Origin of the sequence: Stenotrophomonas sp. yr243 (assembly GCF_900184195.1) — a bacterium.
GTDB classification, from domain to species: Bacteria; Pseudomonadota; Gammaproteobacteria; order Xanthomonadales; family Xanthomonadaceae; genus Stenotrophomonas; species Stenotrophomonas lactitubi.
Window position 1 is genome coordinate 327338 of sequence record NZ_FXWT01000001.1, and the last position, 14173, is coordinate 341510.

The following is a 14173-nucleotide window of genomic DNA, read 5'->3' on the forward strand; positions in this document are numbered from 1 at the left end:
GTACCCCCATGGACGACACCAACAACACTGCAGCACAGCTGCGCTGGACCCTGACCCGCAACGCACCGCTGCAGGCCCTGAACACCTTCCACGTGCAGGCCAGCGCCGCGCAGTTGCTGGAACTGCACGATGCCGCGCTGCTGCCGGAGGTCCTGGCCCTGCCGGACGTGGCCGACGGCCCGCTGCTGGTGCTCGGCAGCGGCAGCAACGTGCTGATCGCCGATGACCTGCCCGGCACCGTGCTGGTGTTCGGCAACCGCGAAATCAGTTTCCTTGAACATCGCGCCGACCACGCCGTGATCCGCGCCGGAGCCGGCGTGTCCTGGCACGGGCTGGTGATGTGGTCGCTGCAGGAAGGCCTGTCCGGGTTGGAAAACCTGGCGCTGATTCCCGGCACGGCCGGTGCATCGCCGATCCAGAACATCGGCGCTTATGGCGCACAGGTCGGCGAGTTTATCCAGACCGTAGAGGCCTGGGACTGCCTGGAAAAGACCTGGGTGCGGCTGGACAATGAACAGTGCGGATTCGCCTACCGCGACAGCGTGTTCAAACAGCAGCCGGACCGCTACCTGATCACCGCCGTTGAACTGAAGCTGCCACTGCTGCACGACCTGCGCATGGGCTACGCCGGCATCCGCGAAGAACTGGAGGCGCAGGGCGTGGAACTGCCGAGCGCGGTGGACGTCGCCAATGCGGTGATCGCGATCCGTCGCCGCAAGCTGCCCGACCCCGACGTGCTGGGCAACGCAGGCAGTTTCTTCAAGAACCCGGTGCTGCCGCTGGAACAGGTGGAGGTGCTGCTCCAGCACTTCCCCGAGCTGCCGGTGTTCCCGGCTGACCGTGACGACCGCCGCAAGGTCTCGGCCGCATGGATGATCGAATCCTGCGGCTGGAAGGGCTTCCGCGAGGGTGATGCCGGCGTTGCGCCCAGCCATGCGCTGGTACTGGTGAACCACGGCAACGCCACCGGCACTGAACTGCTGACGCTGGCGCGGCGGATCTCCGCCTCGGTGCTGGAGAAGTTCGGCGTACCGATCGAACCGGAGCCCCGCCTGCTCGGCGCACAGTGGTGAGCACACCGGCCCTACCCGCCAGCGCCACCCCGTTGCGGGCGGCGCTGCTGATGCTCGGCAGCACCATGGCGTTCGGCCTGATGGCGGTGGCGATCCGCTATGCCACCCGCTACGTGCCGACCCAGGAAGTAGCGTTCTTCCGCAATGCCTTCGGCCTGCTTGCGCTGCTGCCGATGTTGCTGCGCCCGGGCCACGCGCCATTGAAGACCCAGCAGCTGCCGCGCTATTTCGTGCGCAGCGCGATCGGCCTGGGGTCGATGCTGTGCGCGTTCTGGGCATTGGGCCACCTGCCACTGGCACAGGCCGTTTCGCTGTCCTACTCCACCCCGTTGTTCGTCACCATCGCCGCGGTGCTATGGCTGGGCGAAAAGGTGCGCGTACGGCGCTGGGCGGCGGTGGTGGTGGGCTTCATCGGCGTGCTGGTGATCGTGCGGCCGGGCACCGCCGGTTTCACTTCCGGCAGCCTGATTGCCGTGGCCGCCGCCGTGCTCAGCTCGCTGGTGGCGATCCAGATCAAGCAGCTCACCCGCATCGACAGCGCCGACACCGTGGTGCTCTACACCTACGTGTTCTGGGTGCCGCTGTCACTGATACCGGCGTTGTTCGTCTGGGTCTGGCCCGCCGGCATCGCCTGGGTCTGGCTGCTGGCCACCGGCGTGCTGGGCACCATCGGCCAGTTGCTGTGGACGCGTGCATTGCGGCTGGGCGAAGTCTCCGCGCTGACCCCGATCAGCTTCCTGCAGTTGCCGCTGGTGACCCTGTGCGGCTGGCTGCTGTTCGCCGAGAGGGTTGATCGCTGGACGATCATTGGTGCCGGCATCATCCTCGCCGCCAACGCCTACATCGCCCACCGCGAAGCGGTACTGTCACGGCGTGCAGCGAGCGTCGCCGCGAGCGCGGCCGCCAAGCCGGCAGAGTAAGGGTTCTGGCCGGGCTGCGCCCGGCACCTGCAGAGGCCGGAGCAACGGCAACAGCAACAGCGGGCATTCCGTGGGATGGCGGGGTGGTGTCGGATTGCGGGGACGCCGTAAATACGTCCCTGTAGGCTTGGCCGCGGCATCCACGCCGCGGACACCCCGCAATCCGACACCACCCCACCTCTGACAGTTTCCCGGTGTCTGGTAGATCCACGCCATGCGTGGATGAATCTCCATCGAAATAGAATATTTTGACAATTGATTGAAGAGCATCCACGCATGGCGTGGATCTACGTGTCGACCAAGGTCGACACCCACCAAGAGCAAGTCATGCCATCCCAACAGATTGCGGAGATCTGTCGAAGGCGGGGTGGGTCCGGTTGCGGGGGTGTAAGCGCCATGGATGGCGCGCCCAAGCCTCCATGGACGGATTCACGGCGTCCCCCGCAACCGGACCCACCCCGCCCTCCCACGGAATGCCCGCGGTTGCTGTTGCTTCGGCAGTTGCTGTTGCTTCGGCTTCGGCCTCTGCAGGTGCCGGGCGCAGCCCGGCCGAAACCCCTACAGCACCCGATACGCGCGCTCGGCCGCATCGAATACATTGCCCGGCGCGAACTGCTCGCCCAGGTAATGCAGTGATTGCCGGTGCTGCTGCAGCGAGCGCTGCGCCGCGCCGGGGCCCAACAGCATCTGCTCGAACTCGATCAGGTCCTGCAGGATGCGCCAATGCCGGTACCACGCAATCCAGCGCGGATCGCCGAGGTCGCTGCCATACCCCTCGGCAAAGCCCAGCGGATGCTCACGCCCCCAACGGCCACCCACCGCAGCGCCGACAAACATCAGGTCGCGCTCGCGCGGGGCCAGTGCCAGGCCGTCCCAGTCGATCAGGTGCAGTGCGTCATCCTGCCCCATCAGCAGGTTGCCGGCGTGCAGATCGGTGTGGCACAGGCACAGTGCGGGGGCTTCGTCCTGCAACGCACGACGCAGTGCTTCAGCACGTTGGTGAAGTTCGGCGATACGCGGCCGCTGCTGCTGCCACAGCGCGAGGAATGCACTGCCGGATCGATCCTGCGCCTGCGCCAGCATTGCGGGTTCCTGCAACCACGCACCCACCGTATCGACCGCCGCGGTTTCAAGCCGCAGCGTCGGCAATGCCTGGCGCAGCGCTGGCGGAATCCCGGCCTCATGCAGGCGCCGCAGCACTTCGCCCAGCCTGCGCCATTGCGCGCGGCTCAGCGGTGCCTCGAAGCCCGATTGCCCTTCGATATAGGGAAACAACGTGAACTGCAGGCCCCAGCGCTGCACCGAGGCACCGCCGGTCAATGCCGGCCAGGGCGCAACGATCTCTTCGATGCCCAACGTGCCACGCAGCCAATGCAGGCTGTCCCAGACCGCTGGCGCAACCTGATAGTTGCGGCACTTCAACCACCAGTGGTCGTGGCGGGCATCGATGCGGAAGACGCATGCGTTGGCGTCGGCACCCACCGGACGCGGCACCACCGCTGTCGCGTTGATGTCGTAGGACTGCTGCAGGACCTCAACGATCTGCTGCGCCGAAGCGAATGACATGGTTGCAGGCGTGCTCTGGTGACGACACCTACTATCGCAGATGGCCCTGCATCCGCACAGGCTAACGGGTCACAACAACGGTCTCCTGCGACGAAATAACTAGCCGGCGACGCGTCGCATGGCCGCCTCCAGCGGACCACGTGCGAACTGCCAGGACCACAACCAGGCTGCTGCGGTTGCCAGCATCACGAACAGCAACGCGGCCATCAACACCCACGACAGGCTGGCGCTTCCATCCAGCAGACCGAGCGATTCCAGCACGCCCATGCCAATCAGGATGTGCGCCACGTACAGGCTCAGCGTCATCCGTCCGGCCGCGGTGAACGGCTCCAGCCAATCACCGGGATGCAGCCGCACCAGCCACAGGCACGCGGCGATCAGTCCACACGCCGCGCCTGCGCCGGTCAGCAGATACGCCGGACCGGGCGGCATCGGCTGCGTCGCCAGCCACAGCTGCCACGCCGTGCCGTGGCCCCACTGCTGCAACGCCTGGCCGGCGCCCATCAACAACAGGCCGAGCAGCAGCAGGGCGCGCTGCACCCGTGGCTGCGACAGCGGCAGCCGCGCCAGCAGCATGCCCAGCAGGAAGAAGCACAGCCACGGCAACACGGGATGGAAACCGTTGAACAGCAGGTTGCGCATCGCACCCGGCCATTGCCACAGACCTTCGTAAGCCAGCGTCTGCCAGTTCCATCCCTGGCTGTAGTCCCAGCGCAGCAGGGCCCAGAACGAGACCATCGCCAGGGCAGCCATGCTGCCCAGCAGAACACGAGGCGAGGCGCGCAGCCACAGCACCGCCACCGCGAAGTACACCGCGTAGTAGTGCAGGATATCGGCGGGAAACACGGTCAGGTTGAGCAGACCGAGTACGGCCAGGAACACTGCCCGCCGCCAGGTCTGCATGCTCGCCTGCCACCACGCTTGCCGCTGCGTGGCCAGCATCAACCCCACCCCGGCCAGCGTCACGAAGGTTGCCGAGGCTTTGCCTTCCAGCAGATGGAAAAATCCAGCAAGCACCCCGCCACCGTCGGCCTCGACGGCCATCGCCAGACGGAAGTTGACCAGCACCATGCCGGCCAGCGCGAGATAGCGCGCGAGGTCCAGCCCATGCAACCGTCGATCGTCGCTGCTCACGAACGTCCGCCAAGCAGCGCTGTCAACAGGCCGGGATCAAGCACGTCGGCATCCGCATCGCGCGCCTCGCCCAATCCCTGCCGCAGCGCATCGCTTTCGATCGCATCCAGCAGCACCTGCGACTGCAGCGTCGCCGACAGCGCGGGGCGCCGGCGCTCACGCCGCGCAACCTCCTGCAGGGCCTCTTCCAGACCGCGCTGCAACTGCACGCGGTTGCCCGCAAATGCCGCCGCCACCGCCGGATTGCGCGCGCTCTCGGCCAGCACTTCCACACTCAGCAGCGCCCATTCCGGCTGCCGGCACAGGGCATGGAAATCCTGCAGGAATACCTGCACCTGCGCACGTTCGCCATTGCAGTCCGTCAAGCGTTGCAACAGGGGCTGCAGCTCATCCTGCTCGACCTCGGCGGTCGCCAGGATCAGCGCCTCCTTGCCCGGAAAGTGGTTATAGAGATTACCCAGGCTGACCCCGGCCGCCTGCGCGATGTCGCGCATGCTGGTCTGGTGGAAGCCTTTCACCAGGAAGCATTGCAGTGCAGCCTGCAGGATCTGCGCGGCGCGCTGCTCATTGCGGTCGGTTCGGTTCATGCCGCAAACAATGAACGAACGTTCGTCCTTTTAAAAGATAGGCCGAGGCTATCGGCCAGTTGCCGTTCAGGCCGCCGCGCTTGACCTTAACTGCAGTTGAGGACCGATCCTGCCGCGCCATGCAACGCCAGTGGACCGCGCATGCCCCTAGAAGAATTCGTCCAGCAGGCGGTAGAACGCCAGTCGATGTTCATCGGCACGCATGCCATACCGGGCCAGCAGTGGTGCGATCCAGCGGGTGTCGCCGTAGTTGTGGACCAGGCTGCGCGCGGCCAACGCCAGGTCCTGGCAACGATCAGCCACGCCCAGCCGGCCGCAATCGATGAAACCACTGAAGCGCCCGTCGACCGCGATCAGATTCGGCAGGCACGCATCGCCGTGCGCTACCACCAGATCCTCATCCGCCGGACGGGTTGCCAGCAGTTCGGCATAGACCTCTTCTGCACTCTGTCCCAGGCGTTCATCGTCGAAGTCACCCGCATCGACCTGTCCTGCCGCCACGCGCGCGGCTACCACAGGCAAGCGCGAAGCGAGGCGATGATCGAATGGGCAAGCGACGACCGGCAGCGCATGCAGATCGCGCAGCGCATCGGCCAGCAGCACGACCACCTGGGTGGGCTGCAGCGTCGGCGACGATGCCAGGTCATGGCCGGGCAACGCGCTCATCAGCAGCCAGCGCCGACCACCCTCCTCCGTCGTATCCAGCACCGTTGGCGCCGGCTGTCCCTGTGCCCGCAGCCAGCGCAGACGAAGGATCTCGCCATCCAGCTCGCTGAAGGCATCAATCACTTCCGATTTCAGGAACGCATCCGGCAACCCCGGGCGTCGCACCCGCGCTACATCAGCGCGCGACACGCCGATGCTCTGCATCTCGATCTCCGCATCGCGCAACGCGCTGCACCACTGCGACGGCAAGGGCATGACATCGCCATCGCTCGATCCTGCTTCCATCTCCACCGCTCCGGCCCCGGTCACAGCCTGGATTCTCTCCGAAGCGGACACTTCACAGCAAAGGACATCGCATGAAACTCATGGTCATCGGCGCCAGCAAAGGCCTCGGCCGCGCCTTCGTGGAAGGCCTCTGCCAGCCCGGCGATACCGTCATCGGCGTGTCGCGTACACGCCCCACGCAGCTGGACTGCGGCGAGGGCGTCGACCTGCACTGGATTGAAGCAGACCTGAGCCAGCCGGCACGCGCGGCCGTCAGCATCGCAGCACAGGCGCCGCCGGATCTCGATGTCCTCATCCACAATCTCGGCATCTGGGAGGAGACCGCATTCAGTGACCACTACGATTTCCTCAACGAAAGTGACAGCGCGCTGGCGCAGCTGGTGGACGTCAACATCACCGCCACCCTGCTGCTGCTCAAACAGCTGCTGCCGCGTGTGCTCGGCGGACGCCGCCCACAGCTGGTGTTGACCGGCTCGACCTCGGCACTGCCGCGCAGTGGCCGCCCCGAGGTGGCCTTTGGCGCGTCCAAGTTCGCCCTCAACGGCATCGCCGATGCCCTGCGCGAAGGCTTCCGCCAGCAGCGGCTGGCCGTGACGACGCTGCAGCTGGGCTACCTCAATACCGACGATGCACTGTCGGTGCCCCTGCAGCAGGCGGCCGCACGCGGCGATGGCGAGTACGTGCCGGTGCACGACGTGGTGTCGATGGTGCGCGCCCTGCTGCAGCTGTCGCCCTCCAGTTTCGTCCGTGAGCTGGTACTGCCTGCGATCGCCGATCCGCGTTACTAACGCTCAGCACGCGCTGGCAACCCCGGTTTGGCCGCACACGCGGCCGTGGTTTACCCTGCGGCTACTGGCAGTTGGCCGCACACAGGACCGGCTATGGCTATGGACGCGCTATCAAGGGTTTCGACGCGGATCCTGGACAGCGCCCTGCCCAGCCTGCCGCTGTACCTGCTGCAGGCCACCGCAGTGATCGGCATGATCGGCGTATTCCTGATCGCCACCCGCCGCCAAGGTCAAGCCATCGAAGGGCGCCGCGTCTACATCGGCGCGATTCTCGGCCTGATCTATCTGTTCAACTCCTGGTTCGTGGCCGGCTACGCGCAAGGCGTGGTCAAGCTCAATCTCGGCATCGACATCCTGCTGATCAGCGGCCTGCTGGGCGGCTGGCGCGGCGGCGTCACCTGCCTGCTGGCCAGCCTGCTGGCGCGCTATCAGTTCTCCGGCACCCAGTATTTCCTGCCGGCCGGCCTGGAAGCGGCGCTGCAGGTGCTTGCAGGCATCTGGCTGCGTGGGCGGATGTACCCGCGCATGCTCACCCACCTCTCGCTGCGGCTGATCCTGCAGGCCTGGGGGGTGCGCATTGCGGTGACTCTGCTTGGCCTGGCGCTGGGCGTGGCGATCATTGGCAGCGCGCAGCTGCCCTTGCTCGAGCTGGCCACCCAGCGGGTACTGGCCCTGCCGGTGTCGCTGCTGGTGCTGGCGGCGGTATTCGCACTGGTCTACAACGACGCGCAGATCGATGCCCAGCGCCAACGCGAACATGCCTGGATGCGCATCGATCCGATCAGTGGCCTGCCCAACCTGCGCGCCCTCGACGAGCGCCTGCAACGCCATTGGCGCAGCAGCGAAGATCGCGGCAATGCGTGCCTGATCGTGACCGAGATGGGCAACCTGCAGGATCTGCTGCTGCGCTATGGATCCCTGAATGACAGCGGCCTGTGGAACCCGCACACCGCCGAAGCCGTGCGCCGCACCCTGCTGCATGCAAGGCCGACCGGCACGATGGAGGTGTATCAGTTCGGAGACAACGCGCTGGCAATCCTGCTGTTCGACGCAAGCCTTGCCGATCTACGCGCGGATGCCGAACTGCCTGCGTTGGCCGACCGGTTGTCCACGGTGATCGGCGATGACTGGCCGGGCTTCCGCCCGGTGTTCCGCTGTGCGGTGGTCGAGCTGACCCCACCCATGCACGACGACAACTCCATCCCGTTCCGCGCCGTCACCCTGGCCTTGAATACGATCGACTCCGGCGTGGTGTTCTTCGACGATCCCATCCAGCGCGACAGTGAAGTGGATGCACTGATCGAGACCGCGCTTGACCACTGGCTGCGGCACGCCGATGCACCGCTGTACTACCAGCCCAAGTTCCGCCTGCATGACCGCCACCTGGTCGGCGCCGAAGCGCTGTTGCGGATGCGCGATGGCGATGGTCACCTGATTGCGCCGATGCGGGTGGTTTCGCTGCTGCGCCGCCGCGGGCGTCTGGCCGAACTGGAATGGGCCACGCTGCAGGCAGCGATCGCCTTCCTTGGCCGCTGCAGGGATGACGGGCACACGCTGACGATCGCGGTAAACGTGTCCGCCGAATCGCTGCGCCAACCCGGCTTCGGCGCGCGCCTGTGCACCTTGCTGGAGCAGCAACGCATACCCGGCGCGATGTTGCGGCTGGAGATCGTCGAGTGGACCGAGATCGTCGAGCGCGACGTCGTTGACGCCAACGTCGTGGTTCTATTGGCCGCCGGCATGAGCCTGTCACTGGACGACTTCGGCGCCGGCTACTCGACGCTGATCCTGCTGTCGCAGCTGTCGGTGGCCGAGGTCAAGATCGAACGGGCGCTGATCGCTACGCTGTCCGATGCCAAGTCGCAGTCCATCGTCCGCTTCATCGTGGAGGTGGCGCACCGCTGCGGTGCCATCGTCGTCGCCGAAGGCACCGAAACCACGGCACAGGAACAACTACTGCGTGCGCTGGGAGTGGATGTCGGCCAGGGCTATCTGTATGCACACGCCCTGCCGCCGGAGCAGTTCCGGCAGCTGGCGTGAACACCTCTCAGGCAAGGCGCATCGACACTTCCACATCTTCGGCGAACGGCACCGACAGATAGCCGGCGCTGCCCGAGCGCATGCGCTGCTGGTAGCGCGGGCTGTCGTCGGCATTGTCGGCCACCACCAGCGCGCCCGAACGCAGCCGCTCCTGCAGCAGGTCCAGCACATCGTCGTACAGCACCTTGGCACCATCGAGCAGCACCAGATCGATGGTATGGGGCAGGTCCACTGCCAGCGTCTCCAGTGCATCGCCCACGCGGATCTCCACCAGGTCGTCCAGACCCGCTTCACGCAGGTGGCCGGCGGCACGGCGCGCCTTCTCCGGCTCGAATTCGGTGGTGATCAGGCGGCCGCCGCCGTTGTCACGCAACGCAGCGGCCAGATGGATGCTGGAGATGCCGAACGACGTACCGAACTCGACGATGCTGCGCGCGCCGCTGCTGCGCGCCAGCAGGTACAGCAGGTTGCCGGTTTCCGGCGACACCGGCAGCCACAGGTCCTTCAGCAGCTCGCCGTACAGGCGCCGGTATTCGGTACGGCTGCCGAGCAGTCGCTGCCGCTCTTCGGCGGAAACAGCGGTCAAGGCCGGGCTGAGCGCGCTGTCGGCTTCGGTGAACAGGCGCGCCAGGAGGGGCGCGACCGGGGCGGAGATCAGGGTGGACATGGGCGGGTGTTCCTTTCGGTGGCGGGGTTAGAATGCGAATGATTCGTCGCAATCAAGAATACGGACGATCCCCCGTTCCGCCTATTCGCATTGGAAAACCACCATGTCCGAGCGCCGCCCGCCGCAGATTTCCTCGAGAAAACAGCCTCGCCAGTCACGATCGAACGACCTGGTCGCGGCCATCCTCGAAGCCGCTGCTCAGGTTTTGAAGCATGAAGGCGCCCCTCGGTTCACCACCGCGCGGGTGGCCGAACGCGCCGGCGTCAGCGTCGGCTCGCTGTACCAGTACTTTCCCAACAAGGCGGCGATCCTGTTCCGTCTGCAGCGCGACGAGTGGCAGCAGACCGGCGCGATGCTGCGCGACATCCTGCAGGACACACGGCAACCGCACCTGCAGCGCCTGCGCACGCTGGTGCATGCGTTCATCGAATCGGAATGCGAAGAAGCGCAGACCCGTGGCGCGTTGAACGATGCCGCGCCGCTGTACCGCGATGCACCGGAAGCGCAGGAAGCACGCAGCGAGTCCGACGATGCGATGCTCGCGTTCATGGCCGAAGTGCTGCCGCAGGCCTCGGTGGGCACGCGCCAGCTGGCGGTTGATCTGATCGACACCACGCTGGGTGCCACCGGCCGCGAATTCTCCAGTGAACCGCGCACCGCAGCGCAGATACGCACTTACTCCGATGCGGTGGCCGACATGTTCTGCGCTTACCTCAGGCATCTGGGCGCGCACTGATCCCGCAGGCCGAGGTCTACACCGCGTAGAAACCGAGGAACATCGCCACCGCCGACTCGGCCACGCGCGTGCGTTCGGCCTGTGCCAGCGGCGCCTGGCCCATCGTTACCTGCGGCCAGAACGCGAAGCTCTTCACCAGGCCCTGCAGCTGATGGCCGGCGAACTCCGGATCGACCTCGCGCAGCCGCCCATCGGCAATCGCCGCACGGATCCATGCGCTGACGCCACTCTCCTTCTCGCCCATGCGGCAGACGATCGCCTGCGCACGCTCGGGCGAATGGATGATCTCGGCCATCGCCACCCGCGCCAGATCGATGAAGTTGGCATCGCCCAGCAGGTCCAGTTTCTGCCGCAGCAGTTGCAGCAGCTGCACGTCCAGCGGCTGGTCGGCCCGGTACGGCAGCTCGACGCTGGCCACGCTGCTGTGCCACAGCTCTTCCAGGATCAGCGCGAACAGTTCTTCCTTGCTCGGGAAGTGGTTGTAGACGGTGCGCTTGGAGACACCAGCCACCGCCGCGATGCGATCCATGCTGGTCGCCTCGTAGCCGGCCGAACGGAACTCCTCCACCGCCGCGCGGACGATGGCCTCGCGTTTGCGGTCGGTAAGGCGTTGCGGGGCACGGGACATGGCGGGACCAGATAGCTGAACGAACGCCCTCATTTTACACCCAACAGTGTACTTTTCAGAAATCGGAAACTACACTGTGCAGTGTACCCTGCGGACGTCACTCATGAAGCGCCTGCTCCTTGTCCTCCTGCTCGGAATCCTCGCCGTGACCGCCTATACCTTCTGCAAATCCTGGTCCCTCCCCGACTTCCCCGATTCGCCGCAGTACCGCGAAGGCAAGTTCCGCAATGCCCTGCCGAAGCCGGCGATGGGCCTGCGCGATGGCCTGGAGATCTGGTGGACCTTCCTGTTCAACAAGCCCAAGGGCACCGTGCCCAACCACCCCATTCCGGTGCAGACGCTGGACCGTGCCACGCTGGACGCGGCGCCTGACCGCAGCCTGTTCCGGCTCGGCCATTCGACGATCCTGCTGAAGCTGCGCGGACAGTACTGGCTGACCGATCCGGTGTTCTCCGAACGCGCCTCGCCGGTGCAATGGATGGGCCCGGCGCGCTTCCATGCACCGCCGATCAGCATCGACGAACTGCCCCCGATTGCCGGCGTCATCCTCTCGCACAATCACTACGACCACCTCGACCACGCGGCCGTGATGAAGCTGGCCGACAAGACCGCGCGCTTCATCGCGCCGCTGGGTGTGGGCGACCAGCTGATTGCCTGGGGCGTGGATGCCGCCAAGGTTGAACAGCTCGACTGGTGGCAATCCACCGAAGCCGCTGGCCTGCGCCTGACCGCCACGCCCGGCCAGCATTTCTCCGGCCGCGGCCTGGGTGACAGCGATCGCAGCCTGTGGGCCTCGTGGGTGATCCAGGACGGCGACTTCCGCATCTTCTTCAGCGGCGACACCGGCTACTTCGATGGCTTCAAGGCCATCGGCGAGAAGTACGGTCCATTCGACCTGACGATGATCGAAACCGGCGCCTACGATCAGCGCTGGGCGTTCGTGCACATGCAGCCCGAACAGACCCTGCAGGCGCACCTGGACCTGCGCGGCAAGTGGCTGCTGCCGATCCACAACGGCACCTTCGACCTGGCCCTGCACGAATGGCAGCAGCCGTTCGAACGCATCAGCGCATTGGCTGCGGCGAAGAACGTGCCGGTGGCCACGCCGATGATGGGCGAGGCACTGGACATGCAGGCACCGACCGCTGGAACGCGCTGGTGGGAGCGGGTGGAACTCCGCTGAGCCCTCCCGCTCGGCGGCCAAGTATGGGGCCGTGTCGGCACGACCCCACGCAACGGTCACCCAGCAACGTGGATACCCACCCCTGCCTCACCCTCAGCCAACTCCGGCCGCAGCTCCAGCGACGGAATCAGGTAATCACCGCCGTTCTGCCGCCGGTAGGCAATCACCGGATCGCTCGCCAGCCCATCCAGCCGCGCACCCAGACCCTCCAGCACGGCAGGCAGCGACGCCTCATCGATACGACTGCTGCGGTAGATCACATGCGCGGGCAGCACGTCAAAGCCGGGATAGAACAGGATGCCGTGCTGGATCGGGAACAGCACGTCGTCGATCGGCCCATTGATACCGCGCGGACCGTAATGCGACTCCCAGCCGCCGGTGGTCACCACCAGCATCGCGCGCTTGCCGGCCATCGCGCCCTCGCCATAGCGGTCGCCCCAGTGCCGATCGGAATGTTCGCCCACGCCATACGCAAAACCATAGGCGTACACGCGGTCCACCCAACCCTTGAGGATGGCCGGCATCGAGAACCACCACAGCGGAAACTGCAGGATCACCGCGTCGGCCCAGCGCAGTTTTTCCTGCTCGGCGGCGATGTCTGCACTCTGGCGGCCGGTGGTGAACGCTTCGCGAGAATCCAGTGAAGCTTGGAAAGGCACCGAAGGATCCCGCCCGATGTGATCGTCGGCGTCGATCTGCGCCTTCCATTGCATGGCGTGCAGATCGGACACCTGCACAGTGTGGCCGGCGCGTTGCAGGCGCTCGACCGTGAAGGCCTTCAGGGTGCCGTTGAGCGAGGTGGGTTCGGGGTGGGCGTAGACAAGCAGGACGTTCATGGTGGTACCAGGGAGGGATTGCCGGCCACGTTAGGCGCCGCCGCGCTATAGTTGAAATGAATTCCTGCAATCCCCGGCATTGCCATGGACAATACCCTGCGTCGTATCGACCTCAACCTGCTGGTGACCCTGCAGGCCTTGCTGGAAGAGCAGAACGTCACCCGTGCGGCCGAGCGGCTGCATCTGGCCCAGCCCACTGTCAGCGTGCAGCTGGCGCGCCTGCGCCACCTGTTCGACGATCCACTGCTGCTGCCGGGCCCGCGAGGCATGCGTGCCACCGCACGGGCCGATGCACTGCGCGAACCGTTGGCCGAGGCACTGGCTGCACTGCTGCGTGCGGTCGCGCCGGTACAGGCGTTCGATCCTGCCCAGGCCACGCAGACCTGGCGGATCATGGCCTCGGACTTCGGCGAAACCACGATCGTCCTGCCGGCGTTGGCCGACCTGCGCCAGCGTGCACCCGGCACCCGCATTGCCGTCGTCAGCCTGGCGCCGGCGCAGATGGTGGCGCAGAGCGAACGCGGCGAGATCGATCTCGCCCTCCACATCACCTCCGACGCGCCTCCCTCGCTGCACCATCGTCCGCTGTTCCAGGAACGCTACGTGCTGGCCGGGCGTCGCGACCATCCACGACTGAAGCGGCGGCCGACGCTCAAGCAGTTCTGCGCGCTGGACCATGTGATCGTGTCACCTGATGGCGGCGGCTTCCATGGCGGCACCGACAGCGCGCTGGCCCATGCCGGCGCGCGTCGCAACGTGGTGCTGTCGGTGCCGCACTTCCTGTTCCTGCGCAGCGTGCTGCTGCGCACGGATCTGGTGGCGATGATGCCGTCGCGCCTTGTCGCGCAGGACCCGGCCTTGAAGGCCGTCGAAGCACCCCTCGATGTGCCGGGGTTCGAAATGGTGATGCTCTGGCACGAGCGCGTGCATCGCGATCCTGCACATCGCTGGTTGCGCGAGCGGATCTGTGCGCATTCATGAAACGTCGGGCTGGGACGCGTCCGGGAAATATTGCGACGCGTCATGTAACCGGTTACATCCCTTGCTAGCGTAGGCCCGCCCGT

14 protein-coding genes are annotated in these 14173 nt (G+C 66.1%); 7 read left to right on the forward strand and 7 right to left on the reverse strand.

Annotation, left to right across the window (positions count from 1 at the left end):
* Nucleotides 1–8 precede the first annotated feature (8 nt).
* Together murB and QOL57_RS01555 are read left to right on the forward strand one after the other, a co-directional pair.
* Nucleotides 9–1073 carry a UDP-N-acetylmuramate dehydrogenase gene (murB, locus tag QOL57_RS01550; protein ID WP_089240642.1) on the forward strand — a complete coding sequence of 355 codons (1065 nt, stop codon included), beginning with the start codon at nt 9–11 and terminating at the stop codon, nt 1071–1073.
* A gap of 32 nt (nt 1074–1105) precedes the next feature.
* A complete protein-coding gene (locus QOL57_RS01555) occupies nt 1106–1993 on the forward strand; it encodes a DMT family transporter (RefSeq protein ID WP_089241280.1) in 888 nt (295 codons plus the stop codon).
* Nucleotides 1994–2551: 558 nt separating this feature from the next.
* Here the strand turns inward: QOL57_RS01555 and QOL57_RS01560 are convergent.
* The 4 genes from QOL57_RS01560 to QOL57_RS01575 all read right to left on the reverse strand — a co-directional run bounded on the left by QOL57_RS01560 (nt 2552) and on the right by QOL57_RS01575 (nt 6231).
* Nucleotides 2552–3559 carry an aminoglycoside phosphotransferase family protein gene (locus tag QOL57_RS01560; RefSeq protein WP_089240640.1) on the reverse strand — a complete coding sequence of 336 codons (1008 nt, stop codon included), beginning with the start codon at nt 3557–3559 and terminating at the stop codon, nt 2552–2554.
* 99 nt (nt 3560–3658) lie between these two features.
* Entirely contained in the window at nt 3659–4693 is a 1035-nt protein-coding gene (locus QOL57_RS01565; protein ID WP_089240638.1) for a DUF418 domain-containing protein, read from the reverse strand.
* Nucleotides 4690–5280 carry a TetR/AcrR family transcriptional regulator gene (locus tag QOL57_RS01570; protein ID WP_089240636.1) on the reverse strand — a complete coding sequence of 197 codons (591 nt, stop codon included), beginning with the start codon at nt 5278–5280 and terminating at the stop codon, nt 4690–4692. The genes QOL57_RS01565 and QOL57_RS01570 overlap by 4 nt, the downstream gene beginning before the upstream one ends.
* Before the next feature lie 147 nt (nt 5281–5427).
* Entirely contained in the window at nt 5428–6231 is an 804-nt protein-coding gene (locus tag QOL57_RS01575; RefSeq protein ID WP_089240634.1) for an APH(3')-II family aminoglycoside O-phosphotransferase, read from the reverse strand.
* A gap of 71 nt (nt 6232–6302) precedes the next feature.
* On the opposite strand from QOL57_RS01575, the gene QOL57_RS01580 reads away from it, so the two are divergent.
* Entirely contained in the window at nt 6303–7019 is a 717-nt protein-coding gene (locus QOL57_RS01580; RefSeq protein WP_089240632.1) for an SDR family oxidoreductase, read from the forward strand.
* A gap of 99 nt (nt 7020–7118) precedes the next feature.
* Nucleotides 7119–9059, forward strand: coding sequence for an EAL domain-containing protein (locus QOL57_RS01585; RefSeq protein ID WP_089240630.1), 1941 nt, complete (start codon nt 7119–7121; stop codon nt 9057–9059).
* 7 nt (nt 9060–9066) lie between these two features.
* On the opposite strand, the gene QOL57_RS01590 is transcribed toward QOL57_RS01585, so the two are convergent.
* Nucleotides 9067–9726: an O-methyltransferase gene (locus QOL57_RS01590; protein ID WP_089240628.1), complete on the reverse strand. Its 660-nt coding sequence runs from the start codon at nt 9724–9726 to the stop codon at nt 9067–9069.
* 103 nt (nt 9727–9829) lie between these two features.
* On the opposite strand from QOL57_RS01590, the gene QOL57_RS01595 reads away from it, so the two are divergent.
* A complete protein-coding gene (locus tag QOL57_RS01595) occupies nt 9830–10462 on the forward strand; it encodes a TetR family transcriptional regulator (RefSeq protein ID WP_089240626.1) in 633 nt (210 codons plus the stop codon).
* A gap of 16 nt (nt 10463–10478) precedes the next feature.
* Here QOL57_RS01595 and QOL57_RS01600 read toward each other — a convergent pair whose 3' ends face one another.
* Nucleotides 10479–11090 carry a TetR/AcrR family transcriptional regulator gene (locus QOL57_RS01600; protein ID WP_089240624.1) on the reverse strand — a complete coding sequence of 204 codons (612 nt, stop codon included), beginning with the start codon at nt 11088–11090 and terminating at the stop codon, nt 10479–10481.
* Nucleotides 11091–11193: 103 nt separating this feature from the next.
* On the opposite strand from QOL57_RS01600, the gene QOL57_RS01605 reads away from it, so the two are divergent.
* Nucleotides 11194–12273, forward strand: coding sequence for an MBL fold metallo-hydrolase (locus QOL57_RS01605; protein WP_089240622.1), 1080 nt, complete (start codon nt 11194–11196; stop codon nt 12271–12273).
* A gap of 56 nt (nt 12274–12329) precedes the next feature.
* Here QOL57_RS01605 and QOL57_RS01610 read toward each other — a convergent pair whose 3' ends face one another.
* A complete protein-coding gene (locus tag QOL57_RS01610; protein WP_089240620.1) occupies nt 12330–13109 on the reverse strand; it encodes an NAD(P)H-dependent oxidoreductase in 780 nt (259 codons plus the stop codon).
* 84 nt (nt 13110–13193) lie between these two features.
* Here QOL57_RS01610 and QOL57_RS01615 point away from each other — a divergent pair, with 84 nt between their 5' ends.
* Complete coding sequence (locus QOL57_RS01615) at nt 13194–14090, forward strand: LysR family transcriptional regulator (RefSeq protein ID WP_089240618.1); 897 nt, start codon at nt 13194–13196, stop codon at nt 14088–14090.
* Nucleotides 14091–14173: the final 83 nt, after the last annotated feature.